Here is a 16,316-nt window from a genome sequence, read left to right as displayed (position 1 = left end):
AGAGTGCTATATGCGGGCCTGGTTCTCGATCTGTATCGCGCCCAGGGCGCTGTACAGCTTCTTCATCAGGTAGTTCTCTTCGTTGTCCAGCGTCGCGCCGCCCAGGCTGGCCAGGCCCATGGTGCGGTTGACCCGCTTGCCCTCGTCCTCGACCTGCCAGCCCTTCTCGCGGGCCTCCAGGACGCGGTCGGCGATCATCTCCATCGCCGTGTCGAGGTCCAGGTCCTCCCAGTCCGTGGCGTACGGACGGCGGTACCTGACCGTGGTGACCCGGGTCGGGCTGGTGACCAACTGCTTGCTCGCGCTGCCCTTGGGGCAGAGCCGGCCGCGGCTGATCGGTGAGTCCGGGTCGCCCTCGATCTGGACGATCTTCTCGTCCTTGACGAACACGCGCTGGGCGCAGCCGACCGCGCAGTACGGGCAGACGGACTTCACGACCCGGTCGGCGGTCGCCGTCCGGCTGACCACCTGCTCGGTGGCCTTGCTGCGCGCAGCCACCCCCCGGCCGAGCGGGTCCGCGCCGGTGAGCTGCCGGAACACCGGCCAGGAGTCGAGCCACGTCTTCACGATCGGGAGCTTGCCACCCGATCGCCCGCCACGCGCGTCCACCCCGCGCCGCGTCGCGGCGCGGTGCCCGCAGGCGTGAGCGCGGACGACCGATCCCGGCGGTGCGCTGCTCGCGAGCGGCCGGTCCGCTGGGTCGGCTGGCCGAGCGGGGACCGTTCGGCCACCATGTGCGCAGCCTGCGTCCGATCCCCCGGGTCGGCGCGGTCAGGGTCCCCCCGTCGGTCGGTCGACCGGGGGAGCCGCCGCCGGGCCACCCTGCTCCTGGTCCTGCGCTGCACCGCCCGCGCAGCGCCCTGCTGCCGGAGGCCGCGAGGAGGACCCGTGCGCGAGGACCAGGCCGAGGCCGTCTCGTGTCACCGCTGCGGGCACAGCTACCACGAGCACGCCCCGGCGTGCGTGGCCTACGACGCCTGCCGGTGCTCGAGCTTCCAGTGGGTCGACCCCGCGCCGTCCCGGGATGTCCTGGGCTACCACCGGCTCCCCCGCAGCAGCTGACGACCGGCGGGCCCTGGTGCTGCTGAGTAGCGTTCTCGGCAACACCTCAGGAGGCACGCCATCCCCATGGACATCGCAGGCAGCACCGATCCCACCCACGGCCGTCCGCAGGACGGAGACCACGCGCCACAGGTCCCGACTGCTCGACCCACGTCGGAGTCGACCGTCGACTGCCCCGAGTGCGGGGAGCCCAGCAGCCCGCAGCGGATCGCGACCTGGGGCCACTGCCGGGCCTGCCGCACCGCGGACTCCCGCTCGAAGAGCCCGCTGCGCTGGTGACCCCGCGCCGCTGACGGTCAGCAGGCCGTCTCGGCGCGGGACACCCAGACGCCGGACCCCGCCTCCACCAGGCGGTATCCCTCCCGCTCGCGGTCGTCCACGGCCACCAGCCAGCACTCCGACGCGTCGCTGAACATCCCGGTCCACCAGCCCTGGTCGCCCGGGGCGTCCCGGCCGGCGTGCGCCGCGGCCACGGCGGTGTGCCAGCCCGACCACTCCTGCCCGGCGGCGATCGACATCGGGTCCACCCCGGCGTCGAACAGGTCCTGGGCGGCGGTCCACCGGGCGGTGTCCGACCGCAGGGTGCCGGCGGTCAGCACGACTGCGACGGCACAGCACGCCGCGAGCAGCGCCCCCGACCCGAGCCACGCCAGACGGGGCGGCGCGGCAGCGGTCCCGGCCGGGGGCACCGACTGCAGCACCAGGACGGCGAGCACCGGCGGCAGCGCCAGCAGGTACCGGGAGTACGTCGTCTGGCCCACCAGGTCCTGCACCAGCAGCCCGGCGACGGTCAGCGCCAGGAACCAGCTCAGCACCCGCGCGGCCGGGTCGGCGCGCGCCGCCAGCGGCCGGCTCCGCCGGTCGGCCAGCCGCTCGACCAGCACCCCGGCCGACACCACGGCGACCCCGCACACCCCCGCCCAGACGGCGTCGGGCACCAGCACCGCGCGGCTGCCCAGCTCCGCGGTCGAGTAGCCGCCGCGCTGGCTCAGGTAGTTGGCCGGGAAGAGCGGCCGGTCCAGACCCTGCGAGACCGCGACGGCTCCGCACCCGGCGAGGCCGACGGCGAGCCAGGACCGGCCCCGCCGCCACCAGCGGCCGAGGAACAGCGTCAGCGGGCTCAGCACGAGGCCGGTCCAGAACAGCGCCTCGGCTCCGTGCGCGGCGGTGGCCACCAGGTCGACGGCGAGGACCGGCGGGTCGTCACCGGCCAGCGACCGCCGCCACCACTCGAACGCCACCACGGCCACCACGCCGACCGCCGCCGACGCCCAGGCCGGTGCCCGCAGGTCGCGGCGGGTCGCCACGGCGGCGATCAGCACCGCGGCCGGCGCGGCCAGCGCACCCTCGCGGACGGTGAAGGCCCACAGCCCCACCCCCACGGCCCCGATCAGCAGCAGCCGAGCGGCGCGGCGACCCGGCGCCCGCACGGCGGCCACGCCGAGCAGCACCGACCCGAGCACCAGCAGGGCAGCCAGGACGTCGGTCATGAACGAGGTGGACAGCAGCCACAGCTCGCACGTGCCGACCAGGGTCAGCGCACCCAGCACGGCCCGGCCGGGCGGTGAGAACCGGCGCAGCAGCGCGTAGGCCACCGCGGGCAGCAGTGCGGCCGCTCCCACGTCCAGGGCCTGCAGGGTCGCCACACCGCCGCCGGTCAGCCGGAGGGCCCCGGCCCCCAGGACGCTCTGTCCGACCAGGGACATCCGGTTCCAGCCGACCAGCCGGACCTCGCCGGTGTCGGCCAGCCGCTGCGCGATCCGCAGCATCGCCCAGTCGTCGTTGTGCGGGAGCCCCCAGGCGCCGGTCCCGGCGGCGAGCGCCGCGGACGCCGCGGCGAAGCCGAGCACCAGCCCCACGACCACCACCCGGTCGGCCGCGCGCGGGCCGACCACGCCGTCCGGCCCCCGCTGCACGAGACGGGATGCTGCCACGGCTGCCCGCCCTCCTTGGGGTGAGGGCTGCGCCGCTGGTCTGCAGAGCGGCCGGGCCGGTCCCGACAACCCTGGGGTGACCACCGGACCCCTCGCCGCTCCGACGCCGGCCGTGTCCGCCTCCTCCCCAGGCGGCTCGGCCGCCCCCGCCCTGCGTCGGCACCTGCTCCTCGCCGTCCTCGCCGCGTTCCTCCCGCTGGCCGCCGCCCTGCTGCCCGACAGCTGGTCGGTCGGCGTGGCGGTGACCGTCAACTTCCTGGCCGTCGTGGTCGTGCTCGCGCTGCTGGTCCGCTCCGGACGGCGCAGCGCCCACCCGGCCGGGTGGCGCTGGTACGCGATCTCGGTGGCCACGAGCGCCGCCGGTGCCCTGGTGGCCGGCGCCTGGCTGCCCTGGGGGCAGACGGCGCTGGGCAGCGTCCCCGGTCAGCTGCTGGTGGTCGTGGCCATCGTGCGCATGCTCGACCGCTCGTCCCTGCGGGGTGCCCGGGCCCGGATCACCTCGATGCTCGTGCTGTTCGTGGTCGCCGACCTGCTGACCGTGCACACGCTCTACCACCTCACCATCGCCCGGTCCGGCGTCCTGTCGCTGGACCAGACGATCGCGCTGTTCGCCCTGCTGTTCAGCATCGCGATCGGCACCGGGTTCTCCCTCGTCCTCATCGCGGTCTGCGCCGCCGAGCAGCGCCGCGTCGGCTGGCTGCTGTTCGCCTCCCAGGTGGCCACCGCGCAGGCCGGCGCCTGGTCCTCGATCGCGACCGGCCCCGGGGTCGTCCAGTACCTCGCCTGCGCCACCAGCATCCTGGGGCTCACCCTGCTCGCCGTGGCCTGCGCGACCGACCGGTCCCGCCCGGCTCCCGACCGGCGGTCCGCGGACGGCTCCACGCTGGGCGCGCTGCTGCCGCACGCCACCGCGATGACCGGCGGCTCGCTGCTGCTGCTCAGCGTCCCGGTCACCGGCACGCTCACCGTCTTCGGCACGACGCTGGGCGTGCTGGCCCTCGGCGCCCTGTTCGCCCACCAGGCGGTGTCCTGGCGCACCCAGGGGCGGCTCACCCGGGACCTGCAGCGCAGCGAGGCCTACTTCCGCACCCTCGTGCGCGGCAGCGCCGACCCGGTGGTGATCCTCGACGACCAGCTGACCGTCAGCTGGGTGTCACCGGCCATCACCGGCCTGCTCGGCGTCGAGCCGCAGCGCATCGCCGGGCGCCCCGTCGCCGAGGCGGTGCACCCGGACGACGCCGCCGGCCTGGTGGCGGCGCTGGCCGCTCCGCACGACGAGGAGGTCCGGACCCGCAGCGCCCGGGTCCGCCACTGCGACGGCACCTGGCGGCTCCTCCAGGCCCAGGTGCGCGACCTGCGCAGCGACCCCGACGTGGGCGCCCTGGTGCTGTACTGCCGTGACGTCACCGCCACCGCCCCGCTGCCGGTGGTGACCGACCTCGCCTTCGCCACCACCGACCCGGCCACCGGGCTGCCGAACCGGTCCGCCCTCACCCAGCGGCTGGCCACCGTGCTGCGCGCCCCCTGGGTGTCCGCCACCTCGCTGGTGGTGCTGGGGGTCGACGGTCTCGCCGACGGCGACGACGCCGCGATGCTCCGCGAGCTGACCACCCGGTTCAGCCGGGCGCTGCGCGGGGACGACTGGCTCGCCCGCTCCGGGGTCAGCGAGTTCGCCGTGGTCGTCGACGGCGGCATCGCCGACGCCGAGACCGTCGCCGCGCGGCTGGTCGCCGCGGTCGAGCCGGTCGCCAGCGGCCCGGGGGCGACGCTGCGGCTCACCGCCGCGGCCGGCGTCAGCGGGCTCTCCACCGACGTCGACGCCGGTGAGGTGCTGGGCTGGGGCGACCTGGCGCTGCGCAGCGCGCGCGGCGCCGGACCCGGCCAGGTGCGCCGGCACTCCGACGCCCTGCGGATCACCCAGGACCGCCAGGAGGCGCTGCGGGCCGACCTGGCCGACGCCCTGCACGCGGACCGCCTGCACCTGGTCTACCAGCCGGTCGTCGACCTGGCCCTGCGCCGCACGGTGTCGGTCGAGGCGCTGCTCCGCTGGCAGCACCCGGTCTACGGCGCCGTCTCCCCCGCCGAGTTCATCCCGCTGGCCGAGGAGTCCTCGCTCATCACCGACATCGGCCGCTGGGTGCTCTCCCGCGCCACCGCGGCCGTCGTCGCGCTGCCGCACCCCGACCTCGGCGTCGCGGTCAACGTCTCCGCCCGGCACGTGCGCAGCGGTGCGCTGGTCGACGACGTCCTGGCCGCCCTGGACGCCAGCGGGCTGCCTGCCTCCCGGCTGGTCCTGGAGATCACCGAGTCCGTGCTGCTGGACGACGGTCACGTGGTCGCCGACCTGCAGCTGCTGCGCCGGCTCGGCGTCCGCATCGCGGTCGACGACTTCGGCACCGGCTGGTCCTCGCTGGCCTACCTGGTGGGCCTGCCGATCGACGTGCTGAAGATGGACCGCCAGTTCCTCGCCGACGTCGAGACCGACCCGCAGCGCCGGGCGCTGTGCGCCTCGGTGCTGCACCTGGGCACCAGCCTGGGCCTGGCCGTCGTGGTCGAGGGCGTGGAGACCCAGGCCGAGCTGCAGCTGCTGCGTGACATGGGGCACCGCTTCATCCAGGGCTTCCTGCTCGCCCGCCCGATGGACGTCGCCGCGCTCGGGACGCGGCTGCCCGGCATCGGTGCCGACGGCGCTCCGACCCCCTGCGCCGACCTGCCCAATGGCGACCCCGCCCACCCGGTGGGCGCGCGCTTCCCCCGGCCCACGCGGTGACCGGCGTGCGCCGCTCCGCGCCGGCGCTGACCGCCCTGGCCGTGCTGACCACCGTCCTCCTCACCCTGCCGGTCGGCCCGGTGGGCACCCGGCCGCAGTGGGACGACCTGGTGCTGGCCGCGACGGCGGCGTGGGCGGCCTGGCGCTGCAGCACGCTGACCCGGTCTATGCGCCGTCGGGACCGGCTGCCCTTCCAGGTCCTGGGCACCGGCGCGCTGGTGTTCGCCGCGGGCAGCCTGGTCACCGGCGTGGGCCTCGGTGGCCAGCTCGGCGGGCTGGGCCTCGGCGACGCGCTGGTCATGGTGGCCTCGCTCGGCCCCACGGTCAGCTCGGCGCTGCTCGGCGGCCGGGTGTCCGGCGCCCGCTGGCCGATCCTGGTGATCGACGGGCTGCTGGCCACCGTGGCGCTGGTCGTCGTCGCCGACGTCCTGGTGCTCTCCCCCGCGCTCGCCCCGGGCGCGCTCGCCGACGACCAGGAGCCGCTGCTGCTGGCCTACGGCCTCTACCCGGCCGTCGTGATGGGCGTCGTCGGTGCCCTGTGCACCGTCACGACCACGGCGGTGACCCGCTCGGCCACCGGCATGGTGCTGGTGACCGGCCTGTTCAGCCTGGCCTCCGGGTTGCTCGCCGCCGCCATCGCACGGCCCGAGCCGGGTTGGGCCGCGGCGGCCGACGTCGCCGTCGTGCTGGCCCTCGCCGCCGGCGTGCGGGTGGTCCAGCTCGCCGCCGGCAGCACCGCGCCGTCGGCGGCCGACGCGGCCGTCGCGGTCAACCCGGCCGGCGCCGTGATCGTCGTCGTCGCGCTGGTCGGTGTGCCCGTCATGCTGGTGACCGCGCTGGTCCGGGACATGCCGCTGGACGCCGGCGCGGTCGCCGGGACGGCGATCGTCATCGCCCTGCTGCTGCTGCGCGTGGTGGTCCGGATCCGGGACACCGGCCGGGTCCGCGAGGACCTGGTGCGCAGCGAGCAGGACTTCCGCGGGCTGGTCGAGGCCAGCTCCGACGGCGTCGCGATCATCGACGCCGACCTGCGGCTGGAGTTCACCTCGCCCGCCGCCCGCACGCTGCTCGGCGTCGCCGACCCCGACCCGCACCCGCTGCTGCTGGACCTGCTGCACGAGGAGGACCGCCCGCGGGTCCGGCTCGAGCTGACCGGCGCGGTCGGCGCGGTCACCCCCACCCTGCAGCTGCGCGTCCCGCACGCCGACGGCGACGCCCGCGAGCTGGAGGTCACCCACCACGAGCGGCCCGGCAGCGGCCGCCGGGTGCTGCACCTGCGCGACGTCACCACCAGCCGCCGCCGCGAGCGCGAGCTGGAGCGGATGGCCTTCACCGACCACCTGACCCGGCTGCCGAACCGGGCGATGCTGTTCCAGGAGATGGCTGCGCCGTCCGCCGCCGAGCGGCGGCTGCTGGTGCTCGACCTCGACGGCTTCAAGGCGGTCAACGACACCGCCGGGCACGAGTTCGGTGACCTGCTGCTGGTCGAGGTCGCCCGGCGGCTGCAGAGCCTGCTGCGCACCGACGACCTGGTCGCCCGCCTCGGCGGTGACGAGTTCGCCGTGCTCATCACCGGGGACGAGGAGGCCGGGACCGAGGCCGCCCAGCGGGTCGTCGACGTGCTCGGCCAGCCCTACCGCGTCGATGGCCGGACGTTCTCCGTCGGCGCCAGCGTCGGACTGTGCCGGGTGCACCCCGGCGGTGGTCAGCTGGCGTTCCGGCTGGCCGACACCGCGCTGCGCGCCGCGAAGCAGGCCGGCAAGGGCTGCTGGCGGGTGCACAGCGAGGACCGGGGCGGCCAGGCCGCGGCCACCAGCGACGTCGCCACCGCGCTCGCCGACGGGGAGGTGCAGCTCCGCTACGACGTCGTCGCCACCAGCGACACCGGGCTCATCACCGGGGTGCACGCCGCACCGGTGTGGGCGCACCCCGAGCTGGGCCTGCTGCCGGCACCGGAGCTGTGGGCCGCCGCCGAGCGGCAGGGGCAGGACGGCGCGCTGCAGCAGTGGCTGCTGCGCCAGGCCTGCGCCGAGGTGGCCGCGCTGGGCGGCGAGCTGCAGGTCGGGTTCGACCTGCCGCCGCGCCAGCTACGCGCCGACGAGCTGGCCGGGGAGGTCGCCGCCGCGCTGGCCGTCAGCGGCATGGCCCCGCGCCAGCTGGTGCTGGCCTTCGACGAGGAGGTGCTGCAGACCTCCTCGGCCGGGCTGATCCCGGCGCTGCACGTGGTGCGCGCCGCCGGCGTGCACCTGTGCCTCAACGACTTCGGGATGGGTTCCACGCTGTGGTCCCAGCTGGCCCGGGTCCCGCTGGACACCGTGCGGGTGGACGTGCGCGGGCTGGCGGCCCCCGACGACCACGAGCGGACGATGAAGGTGCTGACCGCCATCGAGTCCAGCGCCGCCGCCTTCGACGTGTACACCCTCGCCGGCGAGGTGGGCAGCCCGGAGCTCTACGACCGGATCCGCGCGCAGTGCCGGATGGCCGTGACCGGGCCGGTGCTGCCCAGCGGGCTCACCGCGGCCCAGGTCGCCGCGCTGCTCCGGCACCCCTCGGCGGTCGTGATCGCGGCGTCCCCGGTGCCGCGCCCCCGCGCCGAGGTGTGAGCCGGACGAGTGGTGACCAGGGTCGTGATCAGCGCCGATACTGGGCCGGTGACCCCTCCGCGCCTGCACTTCCTCGGTCACTCGACGGTGCGGGCGGAGCTGGCCGGGAAGACCGTGCTCACCGACCCGCTGCTCACCGTCCGGCTGGGCCCGCTGCGCCGGGTGGTGACACCGCTGACCCCGTCGTCGTGGGCCGGGGTGGACCTGGTGCTCATCTCCCACCTGCACAACGACCACCTGCACCTGCGCTCGCTGCGGCTGCTCGGCCGGAGCACCCCGGTCGTCGTCCCGCGCGGTGCCGGCCGGTGGCTGACCCGGCACGGCTTCACCGCGGTGGAGGAGCTGGCTCCGGGCGAGAGCCTCACCGACGGCGGGCTCACCGTGGCCGCCACCCACGCCGACCACGCCGCACACCGCTGGGGTCCGCGGCTCACCCACGGCCCGCACGCCCCGGCGGTCGGGCACCTGCTCTCCGGCGACGGGACGACCGTGTACGCCGCCGGCGACACCGACCTCTTCGCGGGCATGACCGACCTGGGCGCCGAGGGCATCGACGTCGCGCTGCTGCCGGTGTGGGGCTGGGGTCCCTCGCTGGGCCCCGGGCACCTGGACCCCGCCGGGGCGGCCGCGGCGGTGCAGCGGCTCCGCCCGGAGGTCGCCGTCCCGGTGCACTGGGGCACCTTCGCCGTCGCCGGGCTGACCTCGCTGCCCAGCCCGTGGCGGGCGCGGATGCGCGCGCTGCTGACCGAGCCGCCGCGCCGGTTCTCTGCCGCGGTCACCGCCGCCGCGCCGGCGACGCACGTGGCGCTCACCGCGCCCGGGTCGGCGGTGGTGCTGCCGGCGCCGGTGGACTCCGGGGGCGCCGCGTGAGCACGCCGGCCGTGCTGGCCGCGAGCTGGACCGACGGCAGCTCGCTGGGCTACCCGGTCCTCCTCGGCGGGGTGCTGCTGGGTTCCGTCGTCCCGGTGGTGCCCACCGGGGCGGTCGTCGGCGCTGCGGCGGCGGTCGCGCTGACCACCGACCACCTGTCGCTGCCGCTCGTCGTCCTGCTGGCCACGCTCGGCGCCTTCGCCGGCGACGTCATCACCTTCAGCATCTGCCGGTTCGGCGGCCCGGCAGCGGTCCGCTGGGTCGCCCGCGGCCAGCACGCCGACCGGATCGACGAGGTGCGCGAGCAGTTCCGCCGGCACGGCTGGCAGATCGTCGTCGTCGGCCGGCTGCTGCCCGCCGGCCGGATCCCGGTGCTGCTGGCCGCCGGGGCGCTGGCCTACCCGTGGCGGCGGCTGCTGCCGGCGTCCTTCGCCGCGGCGCTGGTCTGGGCGGTCGCCTACGCGCTGCTCGGCGTGGTCAGCGGCGGCATCTTCGACTCCCCGCTGCTCGCCACGCTGATCGCGACGCTGCTCGTGCTGCTGGTCGGCATCGTGCTGAACCTGGTCTCCGCCCACCGCAGGAAGAAGACCGCCCCGGTCCCGGCGCCGAACCCGGCTGCGGTTTCGGCGCCGAACCCGGCTGCGGTTTCGGCGCCGAAACCGGAGGACGACGCGCTCTCGCAGGCGAAGGTGCACGGGGACGACGCGCGCTGCGAGCGGCCGTGAGCGAGGCCCGCTCCCCCGGCCGGGTGCTGCGGACCGGCCGGACGCTGGCCCGGGTGGTGCTGGTGTGGGCCTTCGTCACCGGCGCGCTGGTCGTCCTCGACGACTGGCTGTCCGGGTTCGCGATGACCTCGTGGTGGCAGCCCCCCGTCGCCGCGCTGCTGCTCGGGGTGCTCGCCGCGGTCGGCTGGCCGCTGGTCATGCGGGTGGCGCTGCCGATCGCCTTCTTCACCCTCGGCCTGGGCAGCTTCCTGATCATGGGCGCGGGTGTGCTGGCGATCTTCTACGCGATCCCCGGCGTCCGGGTGCACTCGTTCTCCACCAGCGTCGTCGTCGCGGTGGTCATGGCCGCCATCGCCGGGGTGATCAGCAGCGTGCTGGCGGTCAACGAGGACGAGGTCTTCTTCCGCCGCGCCCGCCGCCGCGGCGCCGGCGCCGGCGCCGGCAGCGGCGAGCTCCCGCACGGCGTGGTCTTCCTGCAGATCGACGGGCTGGGGCACGCGGTCGCCCGGCGCGCGGTCCGGGACGGCTCGATGCCCACCCTGGCGGCCTGGCTGCGCGCCGACACCCACGTGCTGCGCACCTGGCACACCGACTGGAGCTCGCAGACCGGCGCCAGCCAGGCCGGCATCCTGCAGGGCTCGAACTCCGGCATCGTCGGGTTCCGCTGGTACGACAAGGAGCGCGACCGGGTCGTCTCGGTCTCCCACCCCGAGGACGCCGCCGAGATCGAACGCCGGCACTCCGACGGCAGCGGGCTGCTGGCCGGGGACGGCGCGGGGCGCGGCAACCTCTTCACCGGCGACGCCGCGCACGTCTCGCTGACGATGAGCTCGCTGGCGGTCGTCGTCGGCCGGGGGTCGCGGCGGGAGCGGCGCAGCCGGGACCGGATCGGCGCCGGGTACTACGCCTACTTCGCCAACCCGGTCAACGCGCTGCGCACCCTCGGCGTCGCGCTGGTCGAGGTCTACCGCGAGCTGGCCGCCGCCGCCCGGCAGCGCCGGGCCGACGTCCGGCCGCGGGTGAAGCGCGGCGGCATCTACCCCCTGGCCCGGGTCGGGTCGACGGTGCTCATCCGGGACGTCGTGGTCAACGCCGTCCTGGAGGACATGCTCGCCGGCCGGCCGGTCGTCTACGCCGACTTCGTGGGCTACGACGAGGTGGCCCACCACTCCGGGATCGAGCGGTTCGACACCCTCGAGGTGCTGCGCCACATCGACCAGCAGATCGGCCGGCTCGCCCGCGCGGCCCAGCTGGCCCCCCGCCCCTACCACCTGGTGTGCCTGTCCGACCACGGGCAGACCCAGGGCCAGACCTTCGCCGACCGGTTCGGTGAGACCGTCGAGCAGCTGGTCGGGCGGCTGTGCGGCGCCGTTCCCCCGGAGCCGCGGCGCCGGCTGCTCGGCCTGCTCCCGCCCGCCCCGGTGAGCGACAGCCGGCGGCCGGCCGAGTCCTGGCAGGTGACCTCCGCCCTCGCCGAGAGCAGCGGGTTCATCGCCCGGCGGCTGCGCGACCGGGTCTCCCCGGGCGGTGCGGCCGAGGAGGTCACGCCGGTGGGCGTAGCCGGCGCGGTCACCCGGGTCGCTCCCGGCGTCGTCGTCAGCGTGTCCGGGCACATGGCGCAGGTCTGCTTCGCCGACCTGCCCGGCCGGGTGCCGCTGGAGACGATCGAGCGGCGCTGGCCGCACCTGCTCCCCACGCTCGTCGACCACGCCGGCATCGGGTTCCTGCTCGTGCAGTCCGAGGAGTTCGGCCCGGTGGTGCTCGGCCGGGACGGGCTGCACCGGCTGCGCACCGGGGTGGTGATCGGCGAGGACCCGCTGGCCGCCTACGGCGAGCACGCTGCCACCCTGGTCGCCCGGGTGTCGTCGTTCCGGACCTGCCCCGACGTCGTGGTCAACAGCCGCTACGACCCGGTCACCGACGAGGCCTCGCCGTTCGAGCCGCACGTCGGCTCGCACGGTGCGCTGGGCGGCCCGCAGCAGCACGGGTTCCTGGTGCACCCGCGGGAGTTCGGCGACCCGGGCGAGGTGGTCGGCGCCGAGCAGCTGCACCGGGTGCTGCGAAGCTGGCTGACCGGCCTGGGCCACCCCGCGCCCCTCGGGACGCCGGCCGAGGTCGGCGTCCTCACCCCGAACGGCTGAGCCGGGGCGTCAGCCGACGCCGATGCTGATCACCGGGGCGGCGTTCGGGTCCAGCCAGCGCATCAGCTGCTGCAGGACGCCGCGGTCGACGGCCACGCAGCCGGCGGTGGCCCCGCCGTTGGAGATGTGCAGGAAGAACGCCGACCCGGCGCCGCGGACGACCGGGGCGCGGTTGTAGTCGATGACCACCGCGTTGTCGTAGACGGCGCCGGCCGCGTACAGGTTCTCCCCCGCCCGCTCGTCGAACGGGCAGGTGCCCGGCGCGCACCGCGCAGGGGCGTTGTACAGCGGGCTGCCGGTGTCGGACACCCACCAGTCGGACCGGTCGACCACCCGGTAGGGCAGCGCCGTCCCCGGGTTGCCGGCCCGCCCGAACGCCGTGGTGAGGGAGAACGTGCCGGCCGGGGTCCGGGTCGACGACTCGCTGGCCGCGCCCACCCCGGCACTGCCGACCCGGGCCGGCACCGGGCCGAGGACGGCGGACCAGCCACCCGGGCCGCGCTGCCACGCGGTGACCGTGGCGGTGCTGGAGCCGGCCGAGGGCGCCACCACGGTGATCACCTGGTTGCCGGGCGGCGTGACGCCCAGCGGCAGCGTCGCGCCGCCGACGACGGTGCCGCCCGTCGGGGTCCAGCTGATCGAACCGCGCTGGAAGTCCTGCGCCCGCCCCCCGGGGACGGCGTACTCGTCGCTGACCGGGAACCCGAGAGCCGAGCTCTCCCAGCCTGCCGCGGCCCAGCGGTCGCGGATGGCGCCGTACACGCCGTGTGCCCCGCTGGCCGGCGACCAGTAGACCGAGCCGCCCTGGAAGTGGTTGTACCGGCCGAGCCCGTTGGGGGTGCTCAGTTCGTCGGTGGTCGGCAGGCCGAGGACCGAGCCCTCCCGGCCCAGCGCGTCGTACCGACCGAAGATCGAGCCACCGACCTGGTGTGCGCCGGTGCCGGGCGACCAGTAGACGGCCCCGCCCTGGAACAGCTCGTACCGCCCGCGGCCGCCCTGCGTCATGCCCTCGTCGGTGATCGGGTAGCCCAGCGGCCCGGCCTCCCAGCCGAGCCATGCCCACCGGTCGCGGATGGCGCCGACGACCGACCACGCACCCGTGGCCGGCGACCAGTACACCGACCCTGCGGCGAAGTGGTTGTACCGGCCGTACCGCGACGGCGTCGCCAGCTCGTCGGTGAGCGGCCCGCCCAGCACGCCACCGGGGCCCCCGAGGGCCTGGTAGTGGGTGAGGATCGAGCCGATCACCTGGCGCGTCCCGCCGGCCGGCGAGGGGTACGCGGTCGCCGAGGCGCTCGGCGCGCCGAGGCCGACCACGGTGACCAGCACGACGGCCAGCAGCGCGGTCAACCGGCCCAGCCGGGCCCGCGCGCGGCGGGCCGGAGAGGTCGTGCTCATCTGGTCGCTCCCGCGTCGTCCGGTCCGGTCGGCAGGAACCTAGGACGGTGGGACCGGCCGGCCCGGCAGGGGCGCCCCGGTCGCGCCCCACCGCAACCACCGGCCCCACCCACCGCAGCCGTCCACCGCGCGGGTGGTCGGCTGCGGTCGGGCCGGACCTGCCACCCCGACCGCGAGGGCGCGTGAAGTTCATGTGAACGACGCCCCGGCGACGCGCGGAGGGCGGCCGACGTGCCCGACAGTGGGCGGATGCGACCTGACGCCCGCGCATGGTTCGAGCACCGCACCACGTCGGCCACCTCCCTGGCCGAGATCGACGTCCCCGCCCTGCTGTCGGCCAAGCGCCGCGGCGGGCACCGGATCAGCGTCGTCCTGCCCGCCCGGGACGAGGAGGCGACCGTCGGCGTCCTCGTCCGAGATCTCGTCGAACGCTGGGTGCAGGGCGTCCCCCTGGTCGACGAGGTGGTCGTCATCGACTCGAACTCCAGCGACCGGACGGCGGAGGTGGCCCGGGCGGCCGGGGCCGACGTCGTCGCCGCGGCCGACGTCCTGCCCTCCCACGGCGACCGCCGCGGCAAGGGCGAGGCGTTGTGGAAGTCACTGGCCGCCACCACCGGCGACCTCGTCGTCTTCATGGACTCCGACCTGCTCGGCCACGTCGGCCACTACGTACCCGGGCTGCTCACCCCGCTGCTGACCGACCCCCGGGTCGACTACGTCAAGGGCTGCTACACCCGTCCGCTGAGCATCGACGGCGAGCACCGGCCGGCCGGTGGCGGCCGGGTCACCGAGCTCACCGCCCGTCCGCTGCTCAACGCGCTGTGGCCGGAGCTCGCCGGCTTCGTGCAGCCGCTCGGCGGGGAGTACGCCGGGCGCCGGTCGGCCCTGGAGCAGGTGCCGTTCGTGTCCTCCTACGGCGTCGAGGTGGGGCTGCTGATCGACCTGCTGCAGGTCTGCGGCCTGTCCGGGCTGGCCCAGGTCGACCTGGGCACCCGCACCCACTCGCACCAGACCGATCAGGCGCTGGGCACGATGGCCGGGCAGATCGTGAACACCCTGCTGGCCCGGGCCGAGCGGGGCCGGCACGGCCGCCGGCTGGAGCCCGGCGGCCTGCTCACGCAGTTCAGCCACGACGGCGACCGGTTCGTCCCGACGAGCACCGCGGTCGCCGTCGACCAGCGGCCGCCGATGGCGACGGTGGCGGAGTACACCCTGCTCCAGGAGGGCATCGTCGGCTGATGCCGCCGGGGGTGACCCCTAACAGGTGACCGGCGTGCGCAGGCGGGTGAACCCGGTGCGCCGGGTCTCAGGACGGCCCGGGTGCCGGTCGATGGAGCGGACATGAGGCTCCTGTCCGCACCCGTGCTCCACCAGGTCCAGCTCCGCTACGACGCGCTCCGCGACGTCGGCACCGGCCGGCTGGTCGTGCTGCTGGCCGACGTCGTCTGGGTGCACCCCACCTGGGGTGACCTCCCGGCCGACGACGCCTGGTCCGCCGCCGAGCGGGCCGGGGTGCAGGGCGTGCTGCGCCGCTGGCTGCTGACGCAGGCCTGCCGGGACGCCGCCGCGTTCCCGGCCACGGTGGGCGTTGGCGTCCGGCTGCCCGGCGACCTCACGGTGGCCGAGACCCTCGCCGAGGACGTGGCCGACGCGCTGGCCGCCGGCGGGCTCTCCCCCGAGCGGTTGGCGCTCTGCTTCCCCGAGCAGCTGCTGCGGCACGCGCCCGTCCTGCGGGCGGTGCACGACGCCGGGGTCCGCCTGGTGCTGACCGACCCCGGCCCGGGGACGCACCTCGGCGGGCTGCCCACCGAGGTGCCGCTCGACGCCGTCGTCGTGTCGTTGGGCGCGACCGGCGGGCCGGACCACGCCCTGCGCGTGCTGCGCGGCACCTCCGCGGCCGAGGTCGGGGGCTGGGTCGCCACGGTCCCGGCTGACGTCGAGACGCCGGACCTGCCGACCCGGGTCGGCACACTGGGCCTGCGGGCGATGACCGGCCCGCTGCTGCCCAGCGGCCTCACCGCCGCCGAGGCCGCCGCACGGCTGGCCCCGCAGCCGGCCTGAGGCCCAGCGTCAGGCCAGCGGGGAGTCGTCCAGCGCGGCCATCAGGTCGGCCGGGGTGTCGTGGATGGAGATCGCGCCGGCGTTGCGCAGTTCGTCGTCCCCGAACCCGCCGGAGCGGACGGCGATCGCCGGCATGCCGGCGTTCTTCGCCGCCTCGATGTCCCACACCGAGTCGCCGATCATCACGCTGTGGGTCTCCGCGGAGGCGCCGAGCTTCTGCCGCGCCACCTGCAGCAGGTCCGGCGCCGGCTTGGTCGCCTCGGCGTCCTCGCTGGAGGTGATCGCGTCGGCGATCTCCCGGGCGTCCAGCAGGCCGACCGCGATGTCGACGTGCCGCGGCTGACCGGAGCTGGCCAGCACCAGCCGGTGGCCGCGCTCCTTGATGGCGAGCAGCAGGTCCCGGGCACCGGGGAGCGGCGCGACCTCGCCGATCAGCGCGTCGACCTCCTCGCCCTGGCGCTTGCGCGCCTCCTCACCGATCCGCTCCTCGAGCTCCTCGCCGCCCAGGCTCAGGATGACCTGGTCGCCGCCCATGCCGATCAGCCGGTGCAGCCGCCAGATCGGGAACGTCTCGCCCATCGCGCGCAGGGCGCGGTACCAGGCGAGGGCGTGCTGGTAGTTGGAGTCGACGAGGGTGCCATCGACGTCCAGGACGGCGATGGTCGGTTCAGTCATGCCCGTGAGGTGCCCAACCGACCACCACCTCACGCCCGCAGGGGCCATGTTGGCCAACATGGCCCCTCGCGGGCGGC

General features: G+C 75.9%; 12 protein-coding genes. 8 read left to right on the top strand and 4 right to left on the bottom strand.

Going from position 1 to position 16,316, the window contains the following annotated elements; translation table 11 throughout:
• Positions 1 to 6 precede the first annotated feature (6 nt).
• On the bottom strand, positions 7 to 567 hold the full coding sequence (locus tag FHL79_RS26670; protein WP_138757887.1) for a dehydrogenase: 561 nt from the start codon (positions 565 to 567) through the stop codon (positions 7 to 9).
• 321 nt (positions 568 to 888) lie between these two features.
• On the opposite strand from FHL79_RS26670, the gene FHL79_RS25025 reads away from it, so the two are divergent.
• A complete protein-coding gene (locus FHL79_RS25025) occupies positions 889 to 1,062 on the top strand; it encodes a hypothetical protein (RefSeq protein WP_171058060.1) in 174 nt (57 codons plus the stop codon).
• 296 nt (positions 1,063 to 1,358) lie between these two features.
• Here the strand turns inward: FHL79_RS25025 and FHL79_RS06965 are convergent, their stop codons facing one another.
• Positions 1,359 to 2,996, bottom strand: a complete 1,638-nt coding sequence (locus FHL79_RS06965; RefSeq protein WP_138757886.1) for a hypothetical protein — start codon at positions 2,994 to 2,996, stop codon at positions 1,359 to 1,361.
• A gap of 76 nt (positions 2,997 to 3,072) precedes the next feature.
• Between FHL79_RS06965 and FHL79_RS06960 the strand changes: the two genes are divergently transcribed.
• From FHL79_RS06960 to FHL79_RS06940, 5 genes are read left to right on the top strand one after another with little or no spacing between them, the layout of a single operon-like run.
• Positions 3,073 to 5,766: a putative bifunctional diguanylate cyclase/phosphodiesterase gene (locus FHL79_RS06960; RefSeq protein ID WP_138757885.1), complete on the top strand. Its 2,694-nt coding sequence runs from the start codon at positions 3,073 to 3,075 to the stop codon at positions 5,764 to 5,766.
• Between the two features lie 5 nt (positions 5,767 to 5,771).
• Positions 5,772 to 8,369, top strand: a complete 2,598-nt coding sequence (locus tag FHL79_RS06955; RefSeq protein ID WP_138757884.1) for a diguanylate cyclase domain-containing protein — start codon at positions 5,772 to 5,774, stop codon at positions 8,367 to 8,369.
• A 48-nt stretch (positions 8,370 to 8,417) separates the two neighbouring features.
• Complete coding sequence (locus FHL79_RS06950) at positions 8,418 to 9,239, top strand: MBL fold metallo-hydrolase (RefSeq protein ID WP_138757883.1); 822 nt, start codon at positions 8,418 to 8,420, stop codon at positions 9,237 to 9,239.
• Positions 9,236 to 9,964 carry a DedA family protein gene (locus FHL79_RS06945; RefSeq protein ID WP_138757882.1) on the top strand — a complete coding sequence of 243 codons (729 nt, stop codon included), beginning with the start codon at positions 9,236 to 9,238 and terminating at the stop codon, positions 9,962 to 9,964. The genes FHL79_RS06950 and FHL79_RS06945 overlap by 4 nt, the downstream gene beginning before the upstream one ends.
• Positions 9,961 to 12,105 (top strand): phage holin family protein, encoded by a 2,145-nt coding sequence (locus FHL79_RS06940; protein ID WP_138757881.1) that lies wholly within the window; start codon positions 9,961 to 9,963, stop codon positions 12,103 to 12,105. Before FHL79_RS06945 ends, FHL79_RS06940 begins: the two co-directional genes overlap by 4 nt.
• A 9-nt stretch (positions 12,106 to 12,114) precedes the next feature.
• On the opposite strand, the gene FHL79_RS25485 is transcribed toward FHL79_RS06940, so the two are convergent.
• Positions 12,115 to 13,503, bottom strand: coding sequence for a L,D-transpeptidase family protein (locus FHL79_RS25485; protein ID WP_218938357.1), 1,389 nt, complete (start codon positions 13,501 to 13,503; stop codon positions 12,115 to 12,117).
• 249 nt (positions 13,504 to 13,752) lie between these two features.
• On the opposite strand from FHL79_RS25485, the gene FHL79_RS06925 reads away from it, so the two are divergent.
• Positions 13,753 to 14,742 (top strand): glucosyl-3-phosphoglycerate synthase, encoded by a 990-nt coding sequence (locus tag FHL79_RS06925; RefSeq protein ID WP_138757880.1) that lies wholly within the window; start codon positions 13,753 to 13,755, stop codon positions 14,740 to 14,742.
• A gap of 102 nt (positions 14,743 to 14,844) precedes the next feature.
• Positions 14,845 to 15,564, top strand: a complete 720-nt coding sequence (locus tag FHL79_RS06920; protein ID WP_138757879.1) for an EAL domain-containing protein — start codon at positions 14,845 to 14,847, stop codon at positions 15,562 to 15,564.
• 9 nt (positions 15,565 to 15,573) lie between these two features.
• Here FHL79_RS06920 and FHL79_RS06915 read toward each other — a convergent pair whose 3' ends face one another.
• On the bottom strand, positions 15,574 to 16,239 hold the full coding sequence (locus FHL79_RS06915; RefSeq protein WP_138757878.1) for an HAD family hydrolase: 666 nt from the start codon (positions 16,237 to 16,239) through the stop codon (positions 15,574 to 15,576).
• Positions 16,240 to 16,316: the final 77 nt, after the last annotated feature.

The sequence above is a fragment of the Modestobacter altitudinis genome (assembly GCF_005930475.1).
In the GTDB taxonomy this organism is placed as follows: Bacteria; Actinomycetota; Actinomycetes; order Mycobacteriales; family Geodermatophilaceae; genus Modestobacter; species Modestobacter altitudinis.
The sequence above is the reverse complement of the archived record's forward strand: the minus strand, read 5'-3'. Positions and strand labels throughout refer to the sequence as shown.